At 55.9% G+C, this 18,084-nt stretch carries 15 protein-coding genes; 4 read left to right on the plus strand and 11 right to left on the minus strand.

Going from position 1 to position 18,084, the window contains the following annotated elements; translation table 11 throughout:
- Nucleotides 1-237: 237 nt before the first annotated feature.
- The 6 genes from CJ255_RS16865 to rpsU all read right to left on the minus strand — a co-directional run bounded on the left by CJ255_RS16865 (nucleotide 238) and on the right by rpsU (nucleotide 8,841).
- A complete protein-coding gene (locus tag CJ255_RS16865) occupies nucleotides 238-1,923 on the minus strand; it encodes a hybrid sensor histidine kinase/response regulator (RefSeq protein WP_097645269.1) in 1,686 nt (561 codons plus the stop codon).
- Nucleotides 1,924-1,940: 17 nt separating this feature from the next.
- On the minus strand, nucleotides 1,941-4,151 hold the full coding sequence (locus CJ255_RS16870; RefSeq protein WP_124681983.1) for a sensor domain-containing diguanylate cyclase: 2,211 nt from the start codon (nucleotides 4,149-4,151) through the stop codon (nucleotides 1,941-1,943).
- 2 nt (nucleotides 4,152-4,153) lie between these two features.
- The gene (locus CJ255_RS16875) at nucleotides 4,154-5,968 is read right to left on the minus strand and encodes an ABC transporter substrate-binding protein (protein WP_165774773.1); all 1,815 of its coding nucleotides are present in this window, start codon (nucleotides 5,966-5,968) and stop codon (nucleotides 4,154-4,156) included.
- 318 nt (nucleotides 5,969-6,286) lie between these two features.
- Nucleotides 6,287-7,327 (minus strand): adenosine deaminase, encoded by a 1,041-nt coding sequence (gene add / locus CJ255_RS16880; protein WP_097645272.1) that lies wholly within the window; start codon nucleotides 7,325-7,327, stop codon nucleotides 6,287-6,289.
- Between the two features lie 71 nt (nucleotides 7,328-7,398).
- Nucleotides 7,399-8,481 carry a peptide chain release factor 1 gene (prfA, locus tag CJ255_RS16885; RefSeq protein WP_097645273.1) on the minus strand — a complete coding sequence of 361 codons (1,083 nt, stop codon included), beginning with the start codon at nucleotides 8,479-8,481 and terminating at the stop codon, nucleotides 7,399-7,401.
- A gap of 168 nt (nucleotides 8,482-8,649) precedes the next feature.
- Nucleotides 8,650-8,841, minus strand: coding sequence for a 30S ribosomal protein S21 (gene rpsU, locus CJ255_RS16890; protein ID WP_097645274.1), 192 nt, complete (start codon nucleotides 8,839-8,841; stop codon nucleotides 8,650-8,652).
- Nucleotides 8,842-9,325: 484 nt separating this feature from the next.
- Between rpsU and CJ255_RS16895 the strand changes: the two genes are divergently transcribed.
- Entirely contained in the window at nucleotides 9,326-9,667 is a 342-nt protein-coding gene (locus CJ255_RS16895; protein WP_097645275.1) for an RNA recognition motif domain-containing protein, read from the plus strand.
- A 71-nt stretch (nucleotides 9,668-9,738) separates the two neighbouring features.
- Here the strand turns inward: CJ255_RS16895 and CJ255_RS16900 are convergent, their stop codons facing one another.
- The 4 genes from CJ255_RS16900 to CJ255_RS22930 all read right to left on the minus strand — a co-directional run bounded on the left by CJ255_RS16900 (nucleotide 9,739) and on the right by CJ255_RS22930 (nucleotide 12,727).
- The gene (locus CJ255_RS16900) at nucleotides 9,739-10,218 is read right to left on the minus strand and encodes a PspC domain-containing protein (protein WP_097645276.1); all 480 of its coding nucleotides are present in this window, start codon (nucleotides 10,216-10,218) and stop codon (nucleotides 9,739-9,741) included.
- A gap of 386 nt (nucleotides 10,219-10,604) precedes the next feature.
- Nucleotides 10,605-11,609, minus strand: coding sequence for an NAD-dependent epimerase/dehydratase family protein (locus tag CJ255_RS16905; RefSeq protein ID WP_097645277.1), 1,005 nt, complete (start codon nucleotides 11,607-11,609; stop codon nucleotides 10,605-10,607).
- 155 nt (nucleotides 11,610-11,764) lie between these two features.
- Complete coding sequence (locus CJ255_RS16910; RefSeq protein WP_097645278.1) at nucleotides 11,765-12,526, minus strand: glycosyltransferase family 2 protein; 762 nt, start codon at nucleotides 12,524-12,526, stop codon at nucleotides 11,765-11,767.
- A 21-nt stretch (nucleotides 12,527-12,547) separates the two neighbouring features.
- On the minus strand, nucleotides 12,548-12,727 hold the full coding sequence (locus CJ255_RS22930; protein WP_124681984.1) for a hypothetical protein: 180 nt from the start codon (nucleotides 12,725-12,727) through the stop codon (nucleotides 12,548-12,550).
- 82 nt (nucleotides 12,728-12,809) lie between these two features.
- Between CJ255_RS22930 and CJ255_RS16915 the strand changes: the two genes are divergently transcribed.
- The 3 genes from CJ255_RS16915 (at nucleotide 12,810) to gpmI (ending at nucleotide 15,245) form a co-directional block, all read left to right on the plus strand.
- The gene (locus CJ255_RS16915) at nucleotides 12,810-13,172 is read left to right on the plus strand and encodes a hypothetical protein (protein WP_245863519.1); all 363 of its coding nucleotides are present in this window, start codon (nucleotides 12,810-12,812) and stop codon (nucleotides 13,170-13,172) included.
- 176 nt (nucleotides 13,173-13,348) lie between these two features.
- A complete protein-coding gene (locus tag CJ255_RS16920; RefSeq protein WP_097645280.1) occupies nucleotides 13,349-13,600 on the plus strand; it encodes a hypothetical protein in 252 nt (83 codons plus the stop codon).
- Nucleotides 13,601-13,613: 13 nt separating this feature from the next.
- Complete coding sequence (gpmI, locus tag CJ255_RS16925; protein WP_097645281.1) at nucleotides 13,614-15,245, plus strand: 2,3-bisphosphoglycerate-independent phosphoglycerate mutase; 1,632 nt, start codon at nucleotides 13,614-13,616, stop codon at nucleotides 15,243-15,245.
- Nucleotides 15,246-15,337: 92 nt separating this feature from the next.
- On the opposite strand, the gene CJ255_RS16930 is transcribed toward gpmI, so the two are convergent.
- Nucleotides 15,338-17,695, minus strand: a complete 2,358-nt coding sequence (locus CJ255_RS16930) for an ATP-binding protein (RefSeq protein ID WP_217352469.1) — start codon at nucleotides 17,693-17,695, stop codon at nucleotides 15,338-15,340.
- Nucleotides 17,696-18,084: the final 389 nt, after the last annotated feature.

Genomic DNA, 18,084 nt, shown 5'->3' on the forward strand with positions numbered 1-18,084 from the left:
TCGACAAGCTCAGCCAGCGGAGGGGCAGCGCACTCACGCTGTTTCTCTCCGTGCCACTGGCCTGCGGGCCATGAGGTACTCAGAGTGACAAAGTAATGGGGTACGCAACAAAATCTGCTTCCCCAACAGCGTGGTTTTTGCGCTATTGCCAATTACCCTTGAACATGCCGCATTATCAAGCACGCGAAAGCTCATTGAGACGCCATGTTCGGCAATCTATAATCTGCAATCTACAATCTACAATCGTACATGGTATAACACACCTTGCAACTCATCAAGGCGGAAGGGTTTCTGCAGCACCCCAGCCAAGGGCAAATGTTGGTACTGGCGGGTTACCTCATGAGCAGCGTAACCGCTCATGAGGATGACCGGCAGCGTGGGATGCTGGGCCAGCACTGCCGCTGCCACAGCCCCACCACTCATCACGGGCATCGTGAGATCAACTAAGACAAGCTCTATTTGATCACCAAGCTCCTCTAGTTTAGCCAAACCGGCGAGGCCGTCAGCCGCTTCGCACATGGTACAGCCAAGTTTACTCAACATACGCCCGGTCACAACGCGCACAGCGGGATCATCATCAATCACGAGAACATGTTTAGTTGCATGAGGCTGAGATGCTGGCACTGCATCTACAACAGAAGCTGCGGGCTTAGCGGCACTCGTTGGGTTGACAGGCAACCAAAGGTGGCATGTTGTCCCCTGACCAGGTTGGCTCTCGACGTGGAGCATGCCGCCGTGTCCACGCACAACCCCATGGACAACTGCTAGACCAAGGCCACGCCCCACAAAGCGGGTACTGAAGAAGGGTTCAAAGATGCGCTCAAGCGTAGCCTGATCAATCCCGTGGCCTGTATCGCGCATGCTGAGTTGCACATAGGCACCAGGTTGCCGTTCATGCCCGAAGATTAGCCCAACAAGATCGTCCTGCGTGCATGCAACCAACTTTGTTGTGATACATAGTTCACCACCATGGGAACTCATCGCCTCAAATGCATTCGTAATCAGATTGGTCAACACTTGGCGTAGTTGGAGGCTACAAGCGGGTATTAGCGGCAACTGCGGGTCAAGCTGGTAGGTGATCTGCACCCCTGGTGGCAACGAGGCACGCAGCAGGTCTTGGAGGGCTTGGATGAGGGCATTGAGCGAGACGGGTTGCACTTCCAGTGGTTGCGGCCCAGCATAGGCCAACATCTTCGCGGTTAGATCTGCGGCACGCTGTGCCGCTTGGAAGATTGCATGGAGTGTACGTTGCAAAGGAGGTTGTTGGGGTGCCAATTCAAGCGCCAACTCGGTATTGCCCATAATTGCCATGAGCATATTATTGTAGTCGTGGGAAATTCCACCAGCCATTGCAATCAGGCTCTCAAGGTGGCGCATCTGCTGCACTTCGCGTTCAAGCACCTTGCGGGCTGCTTTCTGCTGCACCTGCTCGGTAATATCCGTCGTTACCCCGATTTGGCAGCGATAGGGCGGATCTTCCATTTCAAGCAGCGTGGAGCGATCCACCAAATGGATCCACTGGCCATGAGGCAGCCGAAAGCGATACTCCTCATGAAAAGGTGTGCCATCGTGCAGCAGGCGCTGACGCGCCTGTAGTACCCGCTCGCGATCTTCCTCATGGATGGCCTCTTGCCAATAGTCAAGCCCCAACTGTTCAACCTGCAAACTCGCAGCACTATACGTATCACGGCTATGGATGTAGAAGCGTTGGTTGGGTAGTGCAACTTCATAGATCGAATCGCCGCTTAACGAGGCAATCAAGCGCAAGCGTCGTTCAGCCAAGCGCAGCGTCGCCGCAAGCTGATCGCGTTCAGCCGACTCTTGCTCTACTTGCTCAAGGCGTAGACGCAGCACGGCGAGTTGTTGCTGCAAAGCCGCTGTTTCGCCCGCTGGATCATCGTGGGTCTCACCGGACTGGTCCATGAAACACCTCAGCACTCCTACGAACTTACTGAATTTAACTGCGCCAACAAGACTTGATTGCGCCCCCCGGCTTTGGCCCGGTAGAGCGCCTGATCGGCAATGTTGAGCAGATCGTCTTGAGTCTGGCCATGCTCTGGATAGAGGGCTACCCCAAGCGAGGCGGTGATGGGCGGTAGTTGGCTTCCATTATATTCAATAATCAACTCGCTCAGGCGGATGCGCAGTTCATTGGCCCGTTGCAGCGCCTGTGTACTGTTGAGGTTATTCATAATCAGCAGCACCTCTTCACCCCCAAAGCGGCAGGCCACATCTTCGGCACGCACATAGGCATTGAGCATGGCCCCAACCGCACGTAGCGTTGCGTCACCCGCGTCATGACCAAAAGTATCGTTGATGCGCTTAAAATGGTCAATGTCAAACAGCACAAGCGCCAGGGTCTCGCCGTGGCGCTGGGCATGGGCCAGTTTTGGCCCAAATACCTCGTTGGCATAACGACGGTTGAAGATGCCAGTGAGCGGATCGCGGATGGCCTGTTCACGTAGGTTCTCGCGCAGTTGCAGGTTGGAGAGTGCAAGGGCTAAGAGATCCGCGACCCGCTCGACGAGGGGCGTGAGATCTTGAGGGTCTTCAGGATTTTTTTGGATCTGAAGCAAGCCTAACCGTTCGCCACTGACAAGCAGTTGCACACAGAGTGCTTCATGACGTACTCCATCAATGCTGAACGCACACACTTTGATCTCAGGCAGATCCTGATCGAGACGAAAGGTTCCGTTATGGATGTTGCTCAGACATTCACTATGGGCCGTCTGCAACTGCATGAGCTGTACGTCACCCCAATAGCCGACGAGGTGCAGTTGGTTGGTGCCTGGAACCTGGCGGTAGAAGCCACCCGAGCATGTGGGAAAGAGTTCTTGCAGCAGCGCAACACTGGACTGGTAGGCCTCATCAAGGCTGTGGCAGCGTTGCAGACAGTTGCTCAGGTGGCTTAGGGCATGTTGTTCGGCCACATCGCGGGCGAGTTGGTCATTGACCCGGCGCACTTCGGTTTCGGCATGTTCAAGTTCACTGACATGACGTTCAAGGTAGACAATCAGTTTGTGCAAGCGTGCCGTCATGCGGTTGAAAGCCTTGGCCAACGCGCCAATCTCATCGTCCCGTTCAATGCGCGCATGCAGTTGCAAGTTACCGGCAGCAATCTGGGTGGCCGTATCGGCCAAATTGGCCAAAGGCTTGCCAATACTGCGCGCCATAAAGAGCGCCAGCACCAGCGCAACGAAGATCGTGATGCTCGCAATCACCGTATTGAACCACAAAACCTCATAGGTTGCCTGGAAAGCTTCGGCTTGGGCCTGTTCTGCCACCAGCACAAGCTGCAATGCGGGAATCCAGCGGTAGACGCCAATCACTGGTTTGCCGTGATAGTTGTCGTACAGACCCTCTTGGTTGGTGTGCTTGCGGATAACATCTTCAAGGATTGGGGTTTGTAGGCGCAAAATGGGGGTGTTTTCATCAGCAAAGCGCGAAGGTGTCAGCAACAACGTGTTTGGCCCGACCAAATAGGTCTCGCCGGTCTCGCCCAGACCAGCCCGCTGCAACATAATCGTATGGAGCCGATCCGCACTGGCCCGCCCAACCACCACGGCAACCACCTGCGCTTCAGCATTCCATACCGGGTGTGCCACCACCACGGGACTACTCAACCCCTGGGCTGTCGTCGAGGCCATTGATTGGGTATAGACCTCTTTGAGCCCGTGCAGGAAGTACGCTTGGGTCATATGCACCTGGCCTTCACGCTCCGAATTGGTCGAGAGCAGGGTGCGACCACGCGTATCGAGCAGCCAAATCTCCTCAAAAAGTCCAGTCGTTTCAATCAATTGATTGAATTGCAGGCGTAGCGCCGTTTCCGCTCTTTCATACGCGAGAGAGGTACGCTCTTCGTTTACCAGTGGCTCAACCAGCGTTGCAACTTGGTAGGGGTAGATCACCGCTGCAAGGTGGATCCGCAGGCTCACCAGCCAATCATCTATCTGCTCCTCTTTGAGCGTGGCAACCGAGTGGAGTTGGTTGATCACCTGCTGCTGACCACTCCGCAGCCCAAGATAGACTGAACTAGCGCCAATCAGTGTAGCAGGAACCAGCACAAGCAGCATAAATGCCATGAGCAGGCGATTGCGAATCGTGCCCATACGCAGATATGCCGACCATTTGCCGCGCAGTTTGCTTAACACATTTAATGCTCAGTAGGTTCAAGGTTGTGCAAGATGATATGCACACTCTGCCACCAACTTGGCGGATGGACATACGAATTCACCGCTGTCGGCCAATTCTGCCAGTAGGTCGTATCGAACGAGATCAACTCTTTGCTCTGCAGCAGCGGGATGAAGGGCAACTCGTCAAACCAGATCGCACTTGCGGCCACAAAGAGCGGTTCGATCTGCGGATCGCCAAGGGGCAAGGCTGCCATTTCATCCACCAACGCACTATACCCTTCATGGCTCCAGCGCACCTGATTGTTAAAGTTGGTCACTGGCGTCCCTAACGGCTTCGCCCAGCGCATATGGTAGCGCCCCATCGAAGCCCAGGGCTCATTAATCGAACCACAGCTATCCCAGTCAATCATGGCCTCAAATGTGCCATTGGTCTTGTGTGCCACCCAATCGGGATGTTCGAGTGGTTGCATCCTAGCATTAACCCCAATCTCTTGCAAACCATTCGCAATCAGTGTGCCTACCCTTTGCATCTCAGGTGAGGCAGCATGAGCGGCGATTGTTAAGCTCAACGGCACGCCATCCTGCTCGTAGTAGCCCGCATCGCCTAGCACCCAGCCTTGGGCTTCAATCAGTTGGCGCGCCCGTGCCGGATCGTGCAGCATCAGGGGGTAGGTTGTATAGAGCCCCTCCTGCTCAAGCAGTTGTACATAGCGATCCAAGGGCGGGTAGGCTGGGAAGAAGTGGCGTGAGGCTACGGTAGTGCCATCATACGCCTCGCGTACCAACTGGCTACGATCCATGGAATGGTTCACGGCCCAACGCAACTCTTTCTGATCCCAGGGTGGCAACAGCGTATTAAACGAGAGCGTGCGTGAACAGGGATCCATCCAAGCAAAAGGCTCACCATCGAGCCATGTGATGGTATTGGGTTTGAGCGCAACGATCTCTTGGAACTCATCCAAACGGACATTACCCAACGTGTCGAGGTGGCGTGTTGCAACCTCAATGCCCATATCAAAGTTGATCGAAGTCCAGATCAGCCGCTCAGGGGCCGGCAGCGGCCTAAAGCCCGCCGCCGCGCCCCACCAGTCGTCATTGCGCACATAGATGAAGGTCTTGTCGCTAAAGCTCTCTAAAAGATACGGGCCAGTAAAGACCGGCCAGCCCTGTTCGGGATCATAGTTGGTGAAGGTCAGTGGGTCTTTATCGTGCCAGATGTGCTTCGGCAAGACATCAAAGCTCCCCCAAACCTTGACCGAGAAGAAATCGAGTTGAAAGCGGGGGTTCGGTTCGACCAGTTCAAAACGCACGGTACGCTCATCAAGCTGCTCAACCGTCTCAATCCAATAGAGCAGCCCGGCAAAAAAGTCGCGTTCCAACTCTGGATAGGCTTGCAACAGCTCGATCGTAAAGACCACATCCTCAGCGCTCATCGGCACCCCATCGCTCCAGCGAATACCCTCGCGCAGGGTGAGCGTCCAGACATCCAGGTCGGCATTGGATTCCATGCGCTCGCCGAGCCAAGGTTCAATCACGCCACTCTCATAATTCAGAATAAAGAGCGGCTCAATCATCGCCTGATGAAAGCCTTTATCGCGCCGTCCATCATCGGCAAAAGGATGCCACTGGGCTGGATTAGCCACCACACCCGAAGAGACATCCCAGATGACCGTACGCCGCCGCTCTTCTGGGTTATCAATAATCTCGGCGGGCAAATCTGGCGCACCTACTGGCGTAGCCACTTCACTCGGCTGTGACGTTGACGCTGTGCCACAGCCACCAACCAACAGGGCCAAGATAAGCAGACCGAGTAGCGCCGAATTACGCATAGCCATCAGGGAACCTCCGCTAGAGAATGCTGGAATACCCATCTTTATTTAACCATATCTTGACTATAGCACACAAGCTATACCATGGTACTACAAAGCTACGTGGACAGCGAAGGGGCACGGTATTGCCGTGCCCCTCATGAGTGTCTAAACGCCATACTTTGCAAATACGAAGGGTCTCTTGACGCAAAGATTCAAGGGCACTTTACCGTTTGCGCCATAGGTAAAGCCGCACTATCAAGAACGCGAACGCCCATTGGGACGTCATGTTCGGCAATCTACAATCTACAATCTACAATCTGCAATCTACAATCGTAAATGGTATCAAACCCCCAATTCAGCGCGCAGCAGCGCGATCTCGTCGGTAAGCTGTTGGCCTAGGGCGTGGCGTGCTTCAGGCGGCAGGAACGCAGCGTTCGCAGCGGTTTGCAGCGTAGCACAGAGCGCATCAATGCTCAAGCCAAGGTGCTGCACGACCCGACGATACTCATCGGTGAGGGTGGTAGCGAAGAAGGTGGGATCGTCGGAGTTGATCGTTACTGGCACCCCGGCGTCGAGGAGTTGGCGCAGAGGGTGGCTCGCCCAATCACTAGCTGCGCCGGTGAGCAGGTTGCTACTCGGACAGACATCAAGCACAACCTGGCGTTCGCGCAGGGTGGCGATCAGCGCAGGATCGTCAATACTCCGAATACCATGGCCAATCCGCGTCGTGCCCAGATGCTCAATGGCCCCCCAGACGCTAGGTGGGCCTACCACTTCACCGGCATGCGCCATGAGCCCAAGGCCGGCCACGCGGGCAGCGGCAAAGACTGGCGCGAAGGGTTCGGGGGGATGGCCAATCTCATTGCCGCCAATTGACCAGCCTACGACTCCAAGGTGGCGGCAGGCACTCGCCACTTCAAGGACATCCCATGCATCTTCGGGGCCATACTGCCGCCCATAGTCGAGGGCGATACCCACACGCACGCCGGTTTCGCGGGAAGCTTGGGCAAAACCGGCTTGGGTTCCTTCGATCACCTCACGTAGATCCATACCGCGCTTGCGGTACTGCATCGGCGAGATCATGACCTCAGCGTAGCGCACCTGTTGCCGCGCAAGATCAAGGCCAAGCTCATAGGCGAGTTGGGCAAAATCGTCACCACTGACAATCGCCTGAGCCAGGGCCATAAAGACACTGAGGAACTCACCAAAATCGCGGTAGCGAAACAGCGCTGCAATGCCCGCCTCATCGTTGGCGGGCAAACTCACATGATTACGCTGCGCCAGGGCAAGCAGGGTACGTGGCGTAATCGTGCCCTCAAGGTGCAGATGGAGTTCAACCTTTGGCATCCGTGTAATGAACTGCTCGATCTGTGGGTTCAACACGGCATTCCTCATGATTCGTAACCAATGAAAGCCATACGGCGGGGTTCAGGCAACGAACCACCCACCTGGGCTTAGCCAATCCCAGAGGCACGTAGACGTTCAGCATTATCGTGAACAATGAGGGCATCAATCAGTTTCTGGAGGTTTCCATCGAGCAGACCGGGCAGGTTTGAGAAATTTTGACCAAGGCGATGGTCGGTGACGCGATCTTGGGGAAAGTTGTAGGTACGGATCTTCTCGGCTCGTTCTCCGGTGCCCACCTGGGCCAAACGCGAAGAGCTCAATGCGCGATCCTGCTTCTCCTGCTCACGAGCATAGAGCTTGGCCCGCAAGACCGACATGGCTTTATCTTTGTTCTTAAGCTGTGAACGGCCATCCTGGCAGGTAACGACAATCTCTTCGGGGGTACCGGCCCGATAGACGACGCGGACTGCCGAGTCGGTCGTATTCACCCCTTGACCACCATGGCCACCGGCACGAAAGACATCAACCCGCAGGTCTTCATGCTTAATCTCTACTGCGGTCGGTTCCACTTCTGGCAGCACCGCCACCGTCGCCGTCGAGGTATGGATGCGCCCACGCGCCTCAGTTGCGGGTACCCGCTGCACCCGATGCACGCCACCCTCATACTTCAGCACACTATAGGCACCTTCACCACGAATTTCAAAGATAATCTCTTTCAAACCGCCGGGGCCATTTTCGGTACTCGAATCGATCTCAACCCGCCACCCCCGTTCTTCAGCATAGCGCGTATACATCCGATAGAGGTCAGCGGCAAAGAGAGCGGCCTCATCACCACCTTCACCCTGGCGAATCTCAATAATTACATGCTTTTCATCATTGGGATCGCGCGGCAACAGCAGCAAGCGAATTTCGCCATCAAGACGTTCAAGCTGCGCCCGTTGCGTCTCGATCTCCTCCTGAGCCAAGGCCCGCAACTCGGCGTCATCACTCTCAAGCAGCAGCGTCTGGGCCTCATCGAGCGCAGCCTGAGCCTGCAGGTAGCTACGATAGGCAGCCACAATCGCCTCAAGCTCACGCTGCTCACGCGCATACTGCTGAAGCAACGCCAAATTGCCGACCACCTCAGAACTGGCGAGCAGTTCACCAAGCTCTTCGTAGCGGGCGACGACACTGGTAAGTTTATCAAACATAGGTTAACGGAGAACAGGGGAACGGAAGAACAGGGGAATAGGGGAACGGGAGAACAGAGGAACAGGAGAACAGAGGAACAGGAGAACAGAGGAAGGGAAGAACAGAGGAACAGAAGCAAAGCTCTCATCTCTGTTCTTCTGTTCATCCGTTCCTCTGTTCTTCCCTTCTTAGAACCCTTTAGACATCTTCTTACGACGATTACGCTCGGCACGGCGTCGCTTCTCTTTGCGCTGTTCGCTCTTCGAGACGAAGTGCATCTTTTCGCGGTAGGTCTTGGTAATGCGCTCGGAGACAACACCCTTATTAAAGCGGCGGATGAGCTGTTCGACAGTCTCACCGTCACGACGTTCAACACGCATAGCTCTGTTCGATCAGCCAATGTGAACCACGTAGGTGGTCGGAAGCATGGTTGGCGTATGGGGCAATGCCCGCTCCGAAGACACATCTGGCGATCGGTCTGCTCACCCCCTTTACGCTAAATTTGGTGCAGCCCCAGGCAAGCGACAGAGCAACTTACGAAACACCATAGCGTAGTATAGCCGATTCACGCATGACTTGCAAATTAGAGCCATTTTGGGTCTTGCCATTCTTGAAAAGTATGCTATGATTGCCATGTTTGCCAACGTCAACATGGCTGCGAGGGCCGCATCAGAGACTTCTCAACAGTCCACTGATCGCTCGCCGCCCCCTTCGCATGGAGGGAGTGGTGTTACGTTGTGGGGAGCCGGAGTGTAATGGTCAGGACAGACTAAGCGCCGGTGGTTCGTGATGGTTGGATATGGCTACGGCGCCGGAGCCGTGTGCCAAGTGATGACTGCGCAAAGACGCAGAGGAGTGATGCTGATGTTGGTCAAGCTGTTCGTCGGGAATTTGCCCTGGAGTGTCGGTGACGAGGATTTGGCACGGGTCTTTGAGGCCCACGGCGAAGTGCAGAGCGCTCGCGTGATTACCGACCGCGATACGGGTCGTTCGCGTGGCTTTGGTTTCGTCGAGATGGATGTGGATGATGTAAGCACCGTGATCCGGGCAACCGACGGTCAGGATCTGAATGGCCGCCCGATGCGGGTGAATGAGTCGGAAGATCGCGATCGCGGCAGCCGTGGCGGCTATGGCAACCGCGGCGGTGGCGGCTATGGCAACCGTGGCGGTGGCGGCGGTGGCGGTGGGTATGGTAATCGCTACTAGCTTGTGTACCACATCGGGCTGACGGTAGCCTGTAACATTTGTCCGGGGAGGGCTGGGCCCTCCCCGTATTTTTATGCCTCGCGGCGCATCAGCCAAATCCCGGCCCCAATCAGTGCCAAGGGGAAGATGAGGCTGGCAAAGCCCGGCCAGATCAGTTTGAGCGTGATGAAGATCCCTAAGCCAAGCAGCACGGCCCCAATGAAGCGCCCCCCTTGGCCCTGTGAGGCCGCAGCAGGTTCGCGGTTGGCTCCAACGTTGCTGATCGGGACTTCATGCTCTCCCTCGGTTGGGCCACTGGTCATGGGGTCAATCCGTAGCCGTTGCGTGGCCCCCGTGGACACAAAGACCTGCCCAGCGGCATCGTTCGGTTCCTGGGGCATAATGAACCAGAGCAGTAGATAGATCAAGCCGACTGGCCCACTTACGGCAATGAGAATGAAGATGATCCGCACGAGGGTTGAATCGATGTTGAGGTAGTGCGCCAAGCCGCCAGCAACGCCCGCAAGCATGCGGTCACTGCGGCTACGCATCAGACGTGTGGTTGTGTGCATGGGTGGTGTCCTTAGGAATAGTTTCAGAAAAGCCGAAGGTTGCTTTACAATGTTGCGAGGATGCGTGAGGCGAAGAGGCGATGGCTTCGCGTCCTCGCTGCTTCGCGTCCTCACAAACGGTACAATCGCTATGCCCCTCTTCATAAGGGGGCGGTTCGCTATTGTTCAGACGTTAGCGCTTGGATGATTGTTGCATGCCAAAACGGGCGTGGGTGAACTGGCTTCACCCACGCCCGTTTGACATGCTTTGGGAAGATTTCAGAAAAGTGGAAGGTCGCTTTACCAGCTTGCGAGGCGAGGATGCGTGAGGCGAAGAGGCGATGGCTGCGCATCCTCGCGTCTTCGCGTCTTCGCAAACGGTAAAGTGCCCTGAAACCATCCCTTTGCTACCAGTAGTGGGCGCGATTCTCGCGGTAGAAGGCCAAGGTGTGTGCGAGCCCTTCGCGTAGGCGAATGGACGGCACCCAGCCAAGGCGGCCCTGAATGAGCCGATAGTCGGCGTAGTAGTCGCCAATGTCAATTGGCTTGCGATCAGCCGGGAAGGGGATAATTTCGACCCGTCCCGTTCCCGCAATGCTGGTCAGGAGCATGGCAAGCTCACGTAGGTTGATCGTCTCGTCGCTACCCAAGTTGAAGATTTGCCCCGCTGCGCCCGGTTCGCGGGCAGCCAAGAGCAGCGCTGCTACGCAGTCGTCAACATAGGTGAAATCGCGGATCTGCAACCCATCGCCCCAAACCTGCACCGTCTCGTCTTCGATCACCTGTTTGATCCAGATCCCAAGGAAGGTCTGACGGGCATCCTTGACGCGCATGCGCGGGCCATAGGTGTTGGTAAGGCGCAAGGCGCATGCCTGAATTCCATAGACATTGTTGTAGAGAATATGGTACCACTCACCTGCCATTTTATTGATCCCATTCACATCGGTGGGATGCAGCAGGTGGCGCTCATCAACGGGGAGGTAGTCGGGTTTGCCGTAGATCTGGCGGGTGGAGGCGTAGACGAGGCGAATCGTGGGGTTGTGTTTGCGACAGGCTTCGAGGATGGAGAGTTGGGCCCGACAGTTGATGTCAAGATCGTTGTAGGGGTCGCGCATTGAATCCATATGGCTCGTCTGACCAGCCAGATTAAACAGGTAATCCTGGCCTTGGACGAGGTAGTTCATGGAGTGTTCGTCGCGCACATCGGCAATATTGAGCCGGGCGCGTCCTTCGAGGCCATCGAGATTGCGGAGATTGCCGCCATATTCTGGAATGAGCGAGTCCACAATCGTGATCTCGGCCTCCAGCTCGGCAAGGCGATGGGCCAAATTGGCCCCAATGAAGCCGGCGCCACCTGTAATCAGGACGCGGCTACCGGCGAAGGAGGCTCGCAGATCAGGGAGAGAGCTCATAGGCATGTACTGTGTTGTAGATTGTTTAAGAGGCTGTCTGAAAAGGGTGTCAGTGCCATACCATACTACGTGGCCAACGTTGGAGTGCCGGCTTTAGCCGGCTAAAGCCGGCACTCCAACGTTGGCTCATGGACTTTTCAGACAGCCTCTAAGGGCTATTTGGTATTACGTCTGCGGGCTTGACGGCGGCAGGCAAGCTGGCGCATATGTTGGCGGCGCACGACCAGTTTCCACCAGAGTTGCACAAGCTGAACAATGGTACGCCAGATGCGTGGGAAGTTGAAGAATTGGCTCTGGCCGTAGGTTCGGTGGTAGTGGTGTACTGGCACCTCAGCAAAGCGAAAGCCCGCATCTTGCAGTTTTTTCACCAACTCAAGACAGATGGTGCCACTATCCGATTCAAGTTCAACGAGATCAAAGACATCACGCCGAATCAGGCGGAAGTCGCAATCCACATCGCGCAGCTTAAAGCCAAAGAGCAGTTTGACCGTATGGTGATAGATGCGCCCAATAATTTTGCGATGCAGCGGATCGGAGCGGTCAATTTTCCAGCCATTCACCACATGAACATCGTCGCGTAACGCAGGCACCAGCAGCTTCAATTCACGCGGATCGTACTGGGCATCGCCATCGGTGTAGAAGATCAGATCCTTGGTGGCACTTGCGAAACCAACCCGTAGCGCCCCGCCATAGCCTAATGGTTCGCGGTGGGTAAAGACCCGCAGGTTGGGATAGTGTTGGGCCAACGACTCAAGCACCTGCACAGTATAGTCGGTGCTGCCATTTTCAACAACAATCACCTCATAGTCGTCGGTCAACTCCTCAAGCGTCTCGATAACACTGACAACCATACTACCGATGGTGCCAGCATCATTAAAAGCTGGAAAAAAGGCGGTGATGCTTGGCCGCTCAGACATGGAGGCTCATCCTTGGGATCATCAGTGCGCGGGATCGCGGGCCATTATATAGCTATTCTTGTAGATTTGTAAATGGGGGTTACGCCCCAAGCCGATAAGCTCAGCCACTAAGCGACCGCGCCGCTGGCTCGGTGGTTGAGCCTGCCGAAACCAGCCTGTCGAAGCCAAGCGGCGCGGCCCAGAGCTTTTTCGCGCTAACAAAGAGTTTTGTATGCTATCATGGCAGAGCATGAGGCGCTCACGCGCCTCCTCGCGTATGCAGCAGCGTCAAAGGAGTTTAGCTGTGTCTGTCTGGCTTTGGGTTGTTCTGATTGTCTTTGTGATTTTGTTTGAACTCTGGTATGCAGCGGCGTTCTTGTATGCCTATAACCAATTGGGTGAACGCTCGCTGCTCTTGCCGGTCGGTCAGGCCATGTTGATGCTCTTGGCCTTTGCCTATTTGACCCTCGCGGTCATTTATAGCGCACCAGCGAACCCGTTGATTGTCTTTGGCCTGTTGATCGGCGCGATGGTGGTGTCGCTCTACTGGCGGCGCTTGCCCAACGGGTTGCCGCTCTTTTTACGCAGCTACCCACGCGGCACGCTTGATGCCTTGGCCTTTCGGCGGCCTACGACCGATCTGAAGCGGCGGGTGCGTACCAAGTGAGTACGCCTAAGCGTCTGTCTGAAAAGCTAGTGGGCACGCGTTGGAGTGCCGGCTTCAGCCGGCTAAAGCCGGCACTCCAACGCCAGTTCATAGACGTTTCAGACAGTCTTTTAACACCATGCTTGCGAGGGCTGTTATAATAGCCGTATGGTGTTATGCTGGAAAGGATGGCTGTGATGCTCTACATCCTTGGCGTATTGATTGCCCTCGGTTGCGTCGGTCTGTTTGGAGGGATTGGCCTGTTGACCCTCTGGGGCGGGGTGGAGACGCTACGTACTGAGGTGCCGCGTGACTATGTGCGTTCCCAAGCGGGTAGTGGGGCACGCCTAACCACCTTGACGCTGATGGGGCTACCGATGTTGATCACCGCCATCTTTGGGATCATCACGGCGTTGCGTTTCCTCCAGGTGGCCTTTGGTATGGCATAAGACGAGAGGTAGTATGTCTGATACTGTTCGCGCTCGCCCCGTCGTTTTGGCCATCCTGGATGGCTGGGGGCTTGCCGCGCCAGGTGCCGGCAATGCCGTAGACTTGGCTGCGACCCCCAATTTTGATCATTGGTCGGCAACATGCCCCTTTACAACCCTGGCCGCATCGGGGCTTGATGTTGGCTTGCCGCCAGGCCAGATTGGTAACTCTGAGGTGGGCCACCTCAATATCGGGGCTGGCTTTGTGGTCTACCAAGAGTTGACGCGCATTAGTAAAGCGATTGATGATGGTGATTTCTTTACCAATGAGGCGTTGCATAAAGCGATTGCCCATGCCCAACAGACGGGTGGTAACCTCCACCTGATGGGGCTCTTTGGGCCTGGGGGCGTTCACGCCCACGAAGATCACCTCCACGCGATACTTGAGTTGGCGCGCCGCGAAGCGTTTGAGCGTGTCTTTTTGCACCTCTTCCTCGATGGGCGCGATGTGCTGCCCCGTAGCGCCTTGGGTTTCCTTGATAGCCTTGAGGCCGCCATTGAGCAGACTGGGGTGGGCCATGTAGCTACCGTCATTGGGCGCTACTATGCGATGGATCGCGATAAGCGCTGGGAACGGACTGGCCGCGCCTATGCCGCCCTTGTCGCTGGTCACGGCGAAACTGCGCCCAATCCGCGTGCTGCGATTCAACAAGCCTATGCCCGGGGTGAGAACGATGAGTTTGTCGTGCCCACGGTGATTGTGCGCGAACATGTGCCCGTGGCGACGATCCAGGATGGCGATGCGGTGATCTTTACCAATTTTCGCCCCGACCGTGGTCGTCAATTGACGCGGGCGCTCGTTTTGCCCGATCTCAATGACCAGATTCAGCGCCATTACCAGAAGCAGGTCGAAGAGGGCCAGCCCTTGCCTAGCAATATCTGGCAGCGTGAGCGCCAGGTGGCCAATCTGCACGTTGTGACCTTGACCCAGTATGAGGGCGGGTTGCCGATGGAGATGGCCTTTCCGCCGCGCCCGGTGCGCGATCCCATCGCAGCAGTGGTAAGCGCCGCAGGACGCCATCAGTTCCACATTGCTGAGACGGAGAAGTATCCCCACGTCACCTTTTTTCTCAATGGCGGGCGCGAGGATCCCTTCCCTGGCGAGGATCGCATCCTGGTACCATCGCCCAAGGTCGCTACCTACGATCTTCAGCCTGAAATGAGTGCCGCTGGGGTTACCGAAGAGTTGCTCAAGGCGATCCAGAGCGATCAGTACGACTTTATTGTGGCCAACTACGCCAACCCCGATATGGTGGGGCATACGGGCGATATTCAGGCGGTGATCCGCGCTTGTGAAGCCGTAGATAGCGGTATGGGCCAAGTTGTACCCGCAGTGCTTGAGCGCGGTGGGGCCGTGTTGATTATCGCCGACCACGGCAATGCCGAGCAGATGATTGATCCTGAGTCGGGTGGCGTCCATACGGCCCATACCACCAATCCAGTGCCCTGCATTCTCGTCGCGGCACCCGAATTGGAGCTTGGTGCAGTCAAGCTGCGTGAGGGCGGACGGCTCGCCGACATCGCTCCCACCCTTTTGGCCCTCATGGGCCTCAAGCCCGCTGGTGACATGACGGGCGAGAACCTAATTGTTGGGGCAGAGGTGTAGGGAGGGGGTGCGGGGGCGGCTTCGCCGCCCCCGCATATCGCGTTTGTTGTTGCGTTTTGGCGGCGAAGCCGCCAAAACGCAACAACAAACGATTACCCAAGCAGGCGCTTTACCGCACCGAGCAACTCCTCTTTGCCATAAGCCCCCTTCTTCAATACCGCATTAGCCAGTTGTTTCAACGTGGCATGCTCGGCGGGCGTGGGATCGCGGGCAGTGATCACCAAGATGGGAAGCTTGGCCCACGCGGGCTGGCTACGCAGTTGGTGTAGAAAGGCAAAGCCATCACTGCTTGGCAAGGCCAGATCAAGAATGATGAGTTTGGGAGGCTTAAGCGCCATAGCGGTCAAGCCAGCCTGATAATCATTCACCTCTTCCACAATCCAGCCAGCCCGTTCCAGCATGCGTCGTACAATCAGGCGCGTCGTTGGCTCGTCCTCGATCAGTAAGGCGCGCCGCTCCACTTGGAGGGGTAAAGCAATCGCACGTGGGTTAGCTGGCAGACTCACGGTAAAGGTTGAACCTTGACCAGGGACACTGGTCACTGTAATCTCGCCCCCCATCAGGCGGCAAAAGTGGCGGCTGATCACCAGACCTAAGCCGGTACCACCATAGCGCCGCGTGGTACTCGCATCGGCTTGGCTAAAGGGCTGAAAGAGATGCTCTAGTTGAGCAGGCGTAATCCCAATCCCCGTGTCACGCACGCGGATAATCAGCCACGCCTGATCCGCCGCATCTACCGGCTCACGTCGCTCAACACTCAACGTAATCGTGCCATGTTCTGTAAACTTGGTCGCATTGCTCAAGAGATTAAGCAACACCTGACGCAAGCGGGTTTGATCAGCGCGAATTTGGCCTATCTCAGAGGGGATGTGGATGTGCAACTGGTTGCCGTGTTGTTCGAGCATCGGTAGAACGGTGGCGGCGACATTGTCGATCAATTTGCTCACTGAGACATCTTCGAGGAAGAGGTCAATTTTACCCGCTTCGATCTTTGAGAGATCGAGAATATCGTTGATCAGGCCAAGCAGGTGGTTGGCCGAGTCATAAATTTGGCCAGCATCATTGACCAGATTGGAAGCCCCAAATTGATCAAGATCGTCCATGAGCATCTCGGCATAGCCAATCACGGCATTGAGGGGGGTACGCAGCTCGTGGCTCATATTGGCGAGAAAGCTGCTTTTGGCTTGATTGGCAGCCTCGGCGGCTTCGCGCGCTTGACGCAATGAAGCATACAGGTGCGCACGCGCCAATGCGATACCCGCTTGATTCGCGGCGGCGGCCAGATCGGCCAGATCGCCTTGATCAAAGCTGGCTGCATGAGAACTCTGCACCACCAGCATGGCCACAATCTGGTCTTCAACCAGAATCGGCACATCCACCTCAGAGCCACCAGGGTAGCTAGGAATATACATAGGGCTGAGCCTTACATCGGGGGTGTAGCAGAGCTGACCCACACGGGCAGCTTGCCCAACTAGTCCTTGCCCTGCGTGAATACGTTCAATCCAAACGTCTGATGGGCCGCCCAAACGTGTTTGGAGTAGCCAATCACCACTAGCTGTGTCACGGGTAAAGAGGCTGATCTGCTGAAAATGGAGCCGTTCGTCGTACAATTGGCGCACGAGACATGTGTAGATGTCATGTTCATCAAGCGGGGCGGCAAGGGCAACACTGAGTTCAAAGAGGGCACGTTGGCGTTCTGAACGGCGTCGCTCGGTATCCAAGAGCCGCTCATTCTCGCCAATCGCACGGGCTAGGCTCGCAGTCCGTTCAGCAACCCGCCGCTCGAGGTTGGACACCAACTCTTGGGTGCGTGCAGCCATGCTATTGAACCAAAAGGCTACCATCCCCAATTCATCTTGGCTCCGCACTGGAACACGCACCGCTAGATCGCCATGGCCCCAACGGTCGGCAGCCTCGTGCAACTCTTGGAGCGGGCTAAAGATGTGCAGGCGAATACGAAAACTGGTAAAAGCCACGAAGATGAACGCCACCAACGTGAGCATATTCAGAACCAAACTGCTATGCTGTTCGAGTTGCTCTAGGCGCACATGAGTTTGTTGCAACTCAGCGTTGGCATGTGCCGTAATCCTACTACTCAAGTCGTACAATTCATTACTATGACGCTGCCAAATTGGCAGCAGAAGTTCAAGTGTACCCGAAGCGTCTGCCTGCCTACTGGCACGCAGCATCTGCGCAAAGCTCGTCTCGTAATCGTTTACCAGTTGGCGAAGCCGCCCTAGCACAACGGTACTCTGAGCATCAAGTTCAATCGAGCCAAGCGCATCGAGTTGCTCACGCACATCGTAGAGCGCACTCGTGTGCATCTCCATCAGCAATTCCCATTCAGCGCCATCCAACGTATACTGGCGCCGCAACAACATGACTTCGCTCTGTTGCACACGCAACAAGGCGCGCTCGAGGCGTAGACCACGTTCATGAAGCTCTAGCACTTGCGCTTGTTCTGCCAAGATCTGCGGGCGAAAGATGTGTAAACTCGTGAAAACAACTCCAGCAGTGAGAAATACTAATAGCAGACAGAATCCAACACTAAACAGAAGTCTAGCGCGGATCGAAACAGTCTGCTGAGGTTGCTGATTATGTGGCTGCATTAAGTACAGTGTAGCATAGAACAGGGGGGGGAGAACAGAGAATAGGGGAACAGAGAACAGGGGAACAGAGAACAGGGGAACAGAGAACAGGGGAACAGAGAACAGGGGAACAGAGAACAGGGGAACAGAGAACAGGGGAACAGAGAACAGGGGACAGGGGAACAGAGAACAGGGGAACAGAGAACAGGGGAACAGAGAACAGGGGAACAGAGAACAGGGGAACAGAGAAC

Origin of the sequence: Candidatus Viridilinea mediisalina, from assembly GCF_002532535.1 — a bacterium.
Lineage (GTDB): Bacteria > Chloroflexota > Chloroflexia > Chloroflexales > Chloroflexaceae > Viridilinea > Viridilinea mediisalina.

Excerpts from the sequence above, each read along its gene's own strand:
- CJ255_RS16865 (WP_097645269.1), bottom strand. The coding sequence starts at position 1,923 with ATGGACCAGTCCGGTGAGACCCACGATGATCCAGCGGGCGAAACAGCG.
- CJ255_RS16875 (WP_165774773.1), bottom strand. The coding sequence starts at position 5,968 with ATGGCTATGCGTAATTCGGCGCTACTCGGTCTGCTTATCTTGGCCCTG.
- prfA (WP_097645273.1), bottom strand. The coding sequence starts at position 8,481 with ATGTTTGATAAACTTACCAGTGTCGTCGCCCGCTACGAAGAGCTTGGT.
- rpsU (WP_097645274.1), bottom strand. The coding sequence starts at position 8,841 with ATGCGTGTTGAACGTCGTGACGGTGAGACTGTCGAACAGCTCATCCGC.
- CJ255_RS16895 (WP_097645275.1), top strand. The coding sequence starts at position 9,326 with ATGTTGGTCAAGCTGTTCGTCGGGAATTTGCCCTGGAGTGTCGGTGAC.
- CJ255_RS16900 (WP_097645276.1), bottom strand. The coding sequence starts at position 10,218 with ATGCACACAACCACACGTCTGATGCGTAGCCGCAGTGACCGCATGCTT.
- CJ255_RS16905 (WP_097645277.1), bottom strand. The coding sequence starts at position 11,609 with ATGAGCTCTCTCCCTGATCTGCGAGCCTCCTTCGCCGGTAGCCGCGTC.
- CJ255_RS16910 (WP_097645278.1), bottom strand. The coding sequence starts at position 12,526 with ATGTCTGAGCGGCCAAGCATCACCGCCTTTTTTCCAGCTTTTAATGAT.
- CJ255_RS16920 (WP_097645280.1), top strand. The coding sequence starts at position 13,349 with ATGCTCTACATCCTTGGCGTATTGATTGCCCTCGGTTGCGTCGGTCTG.
- gpmI (WP_097645281.1), top strand. The coding sequence starts at position 13,614 with ATGTCTGATACTGTTCGCGCTCGCCCCGTCGTTTTGGCCATCCTGGAT.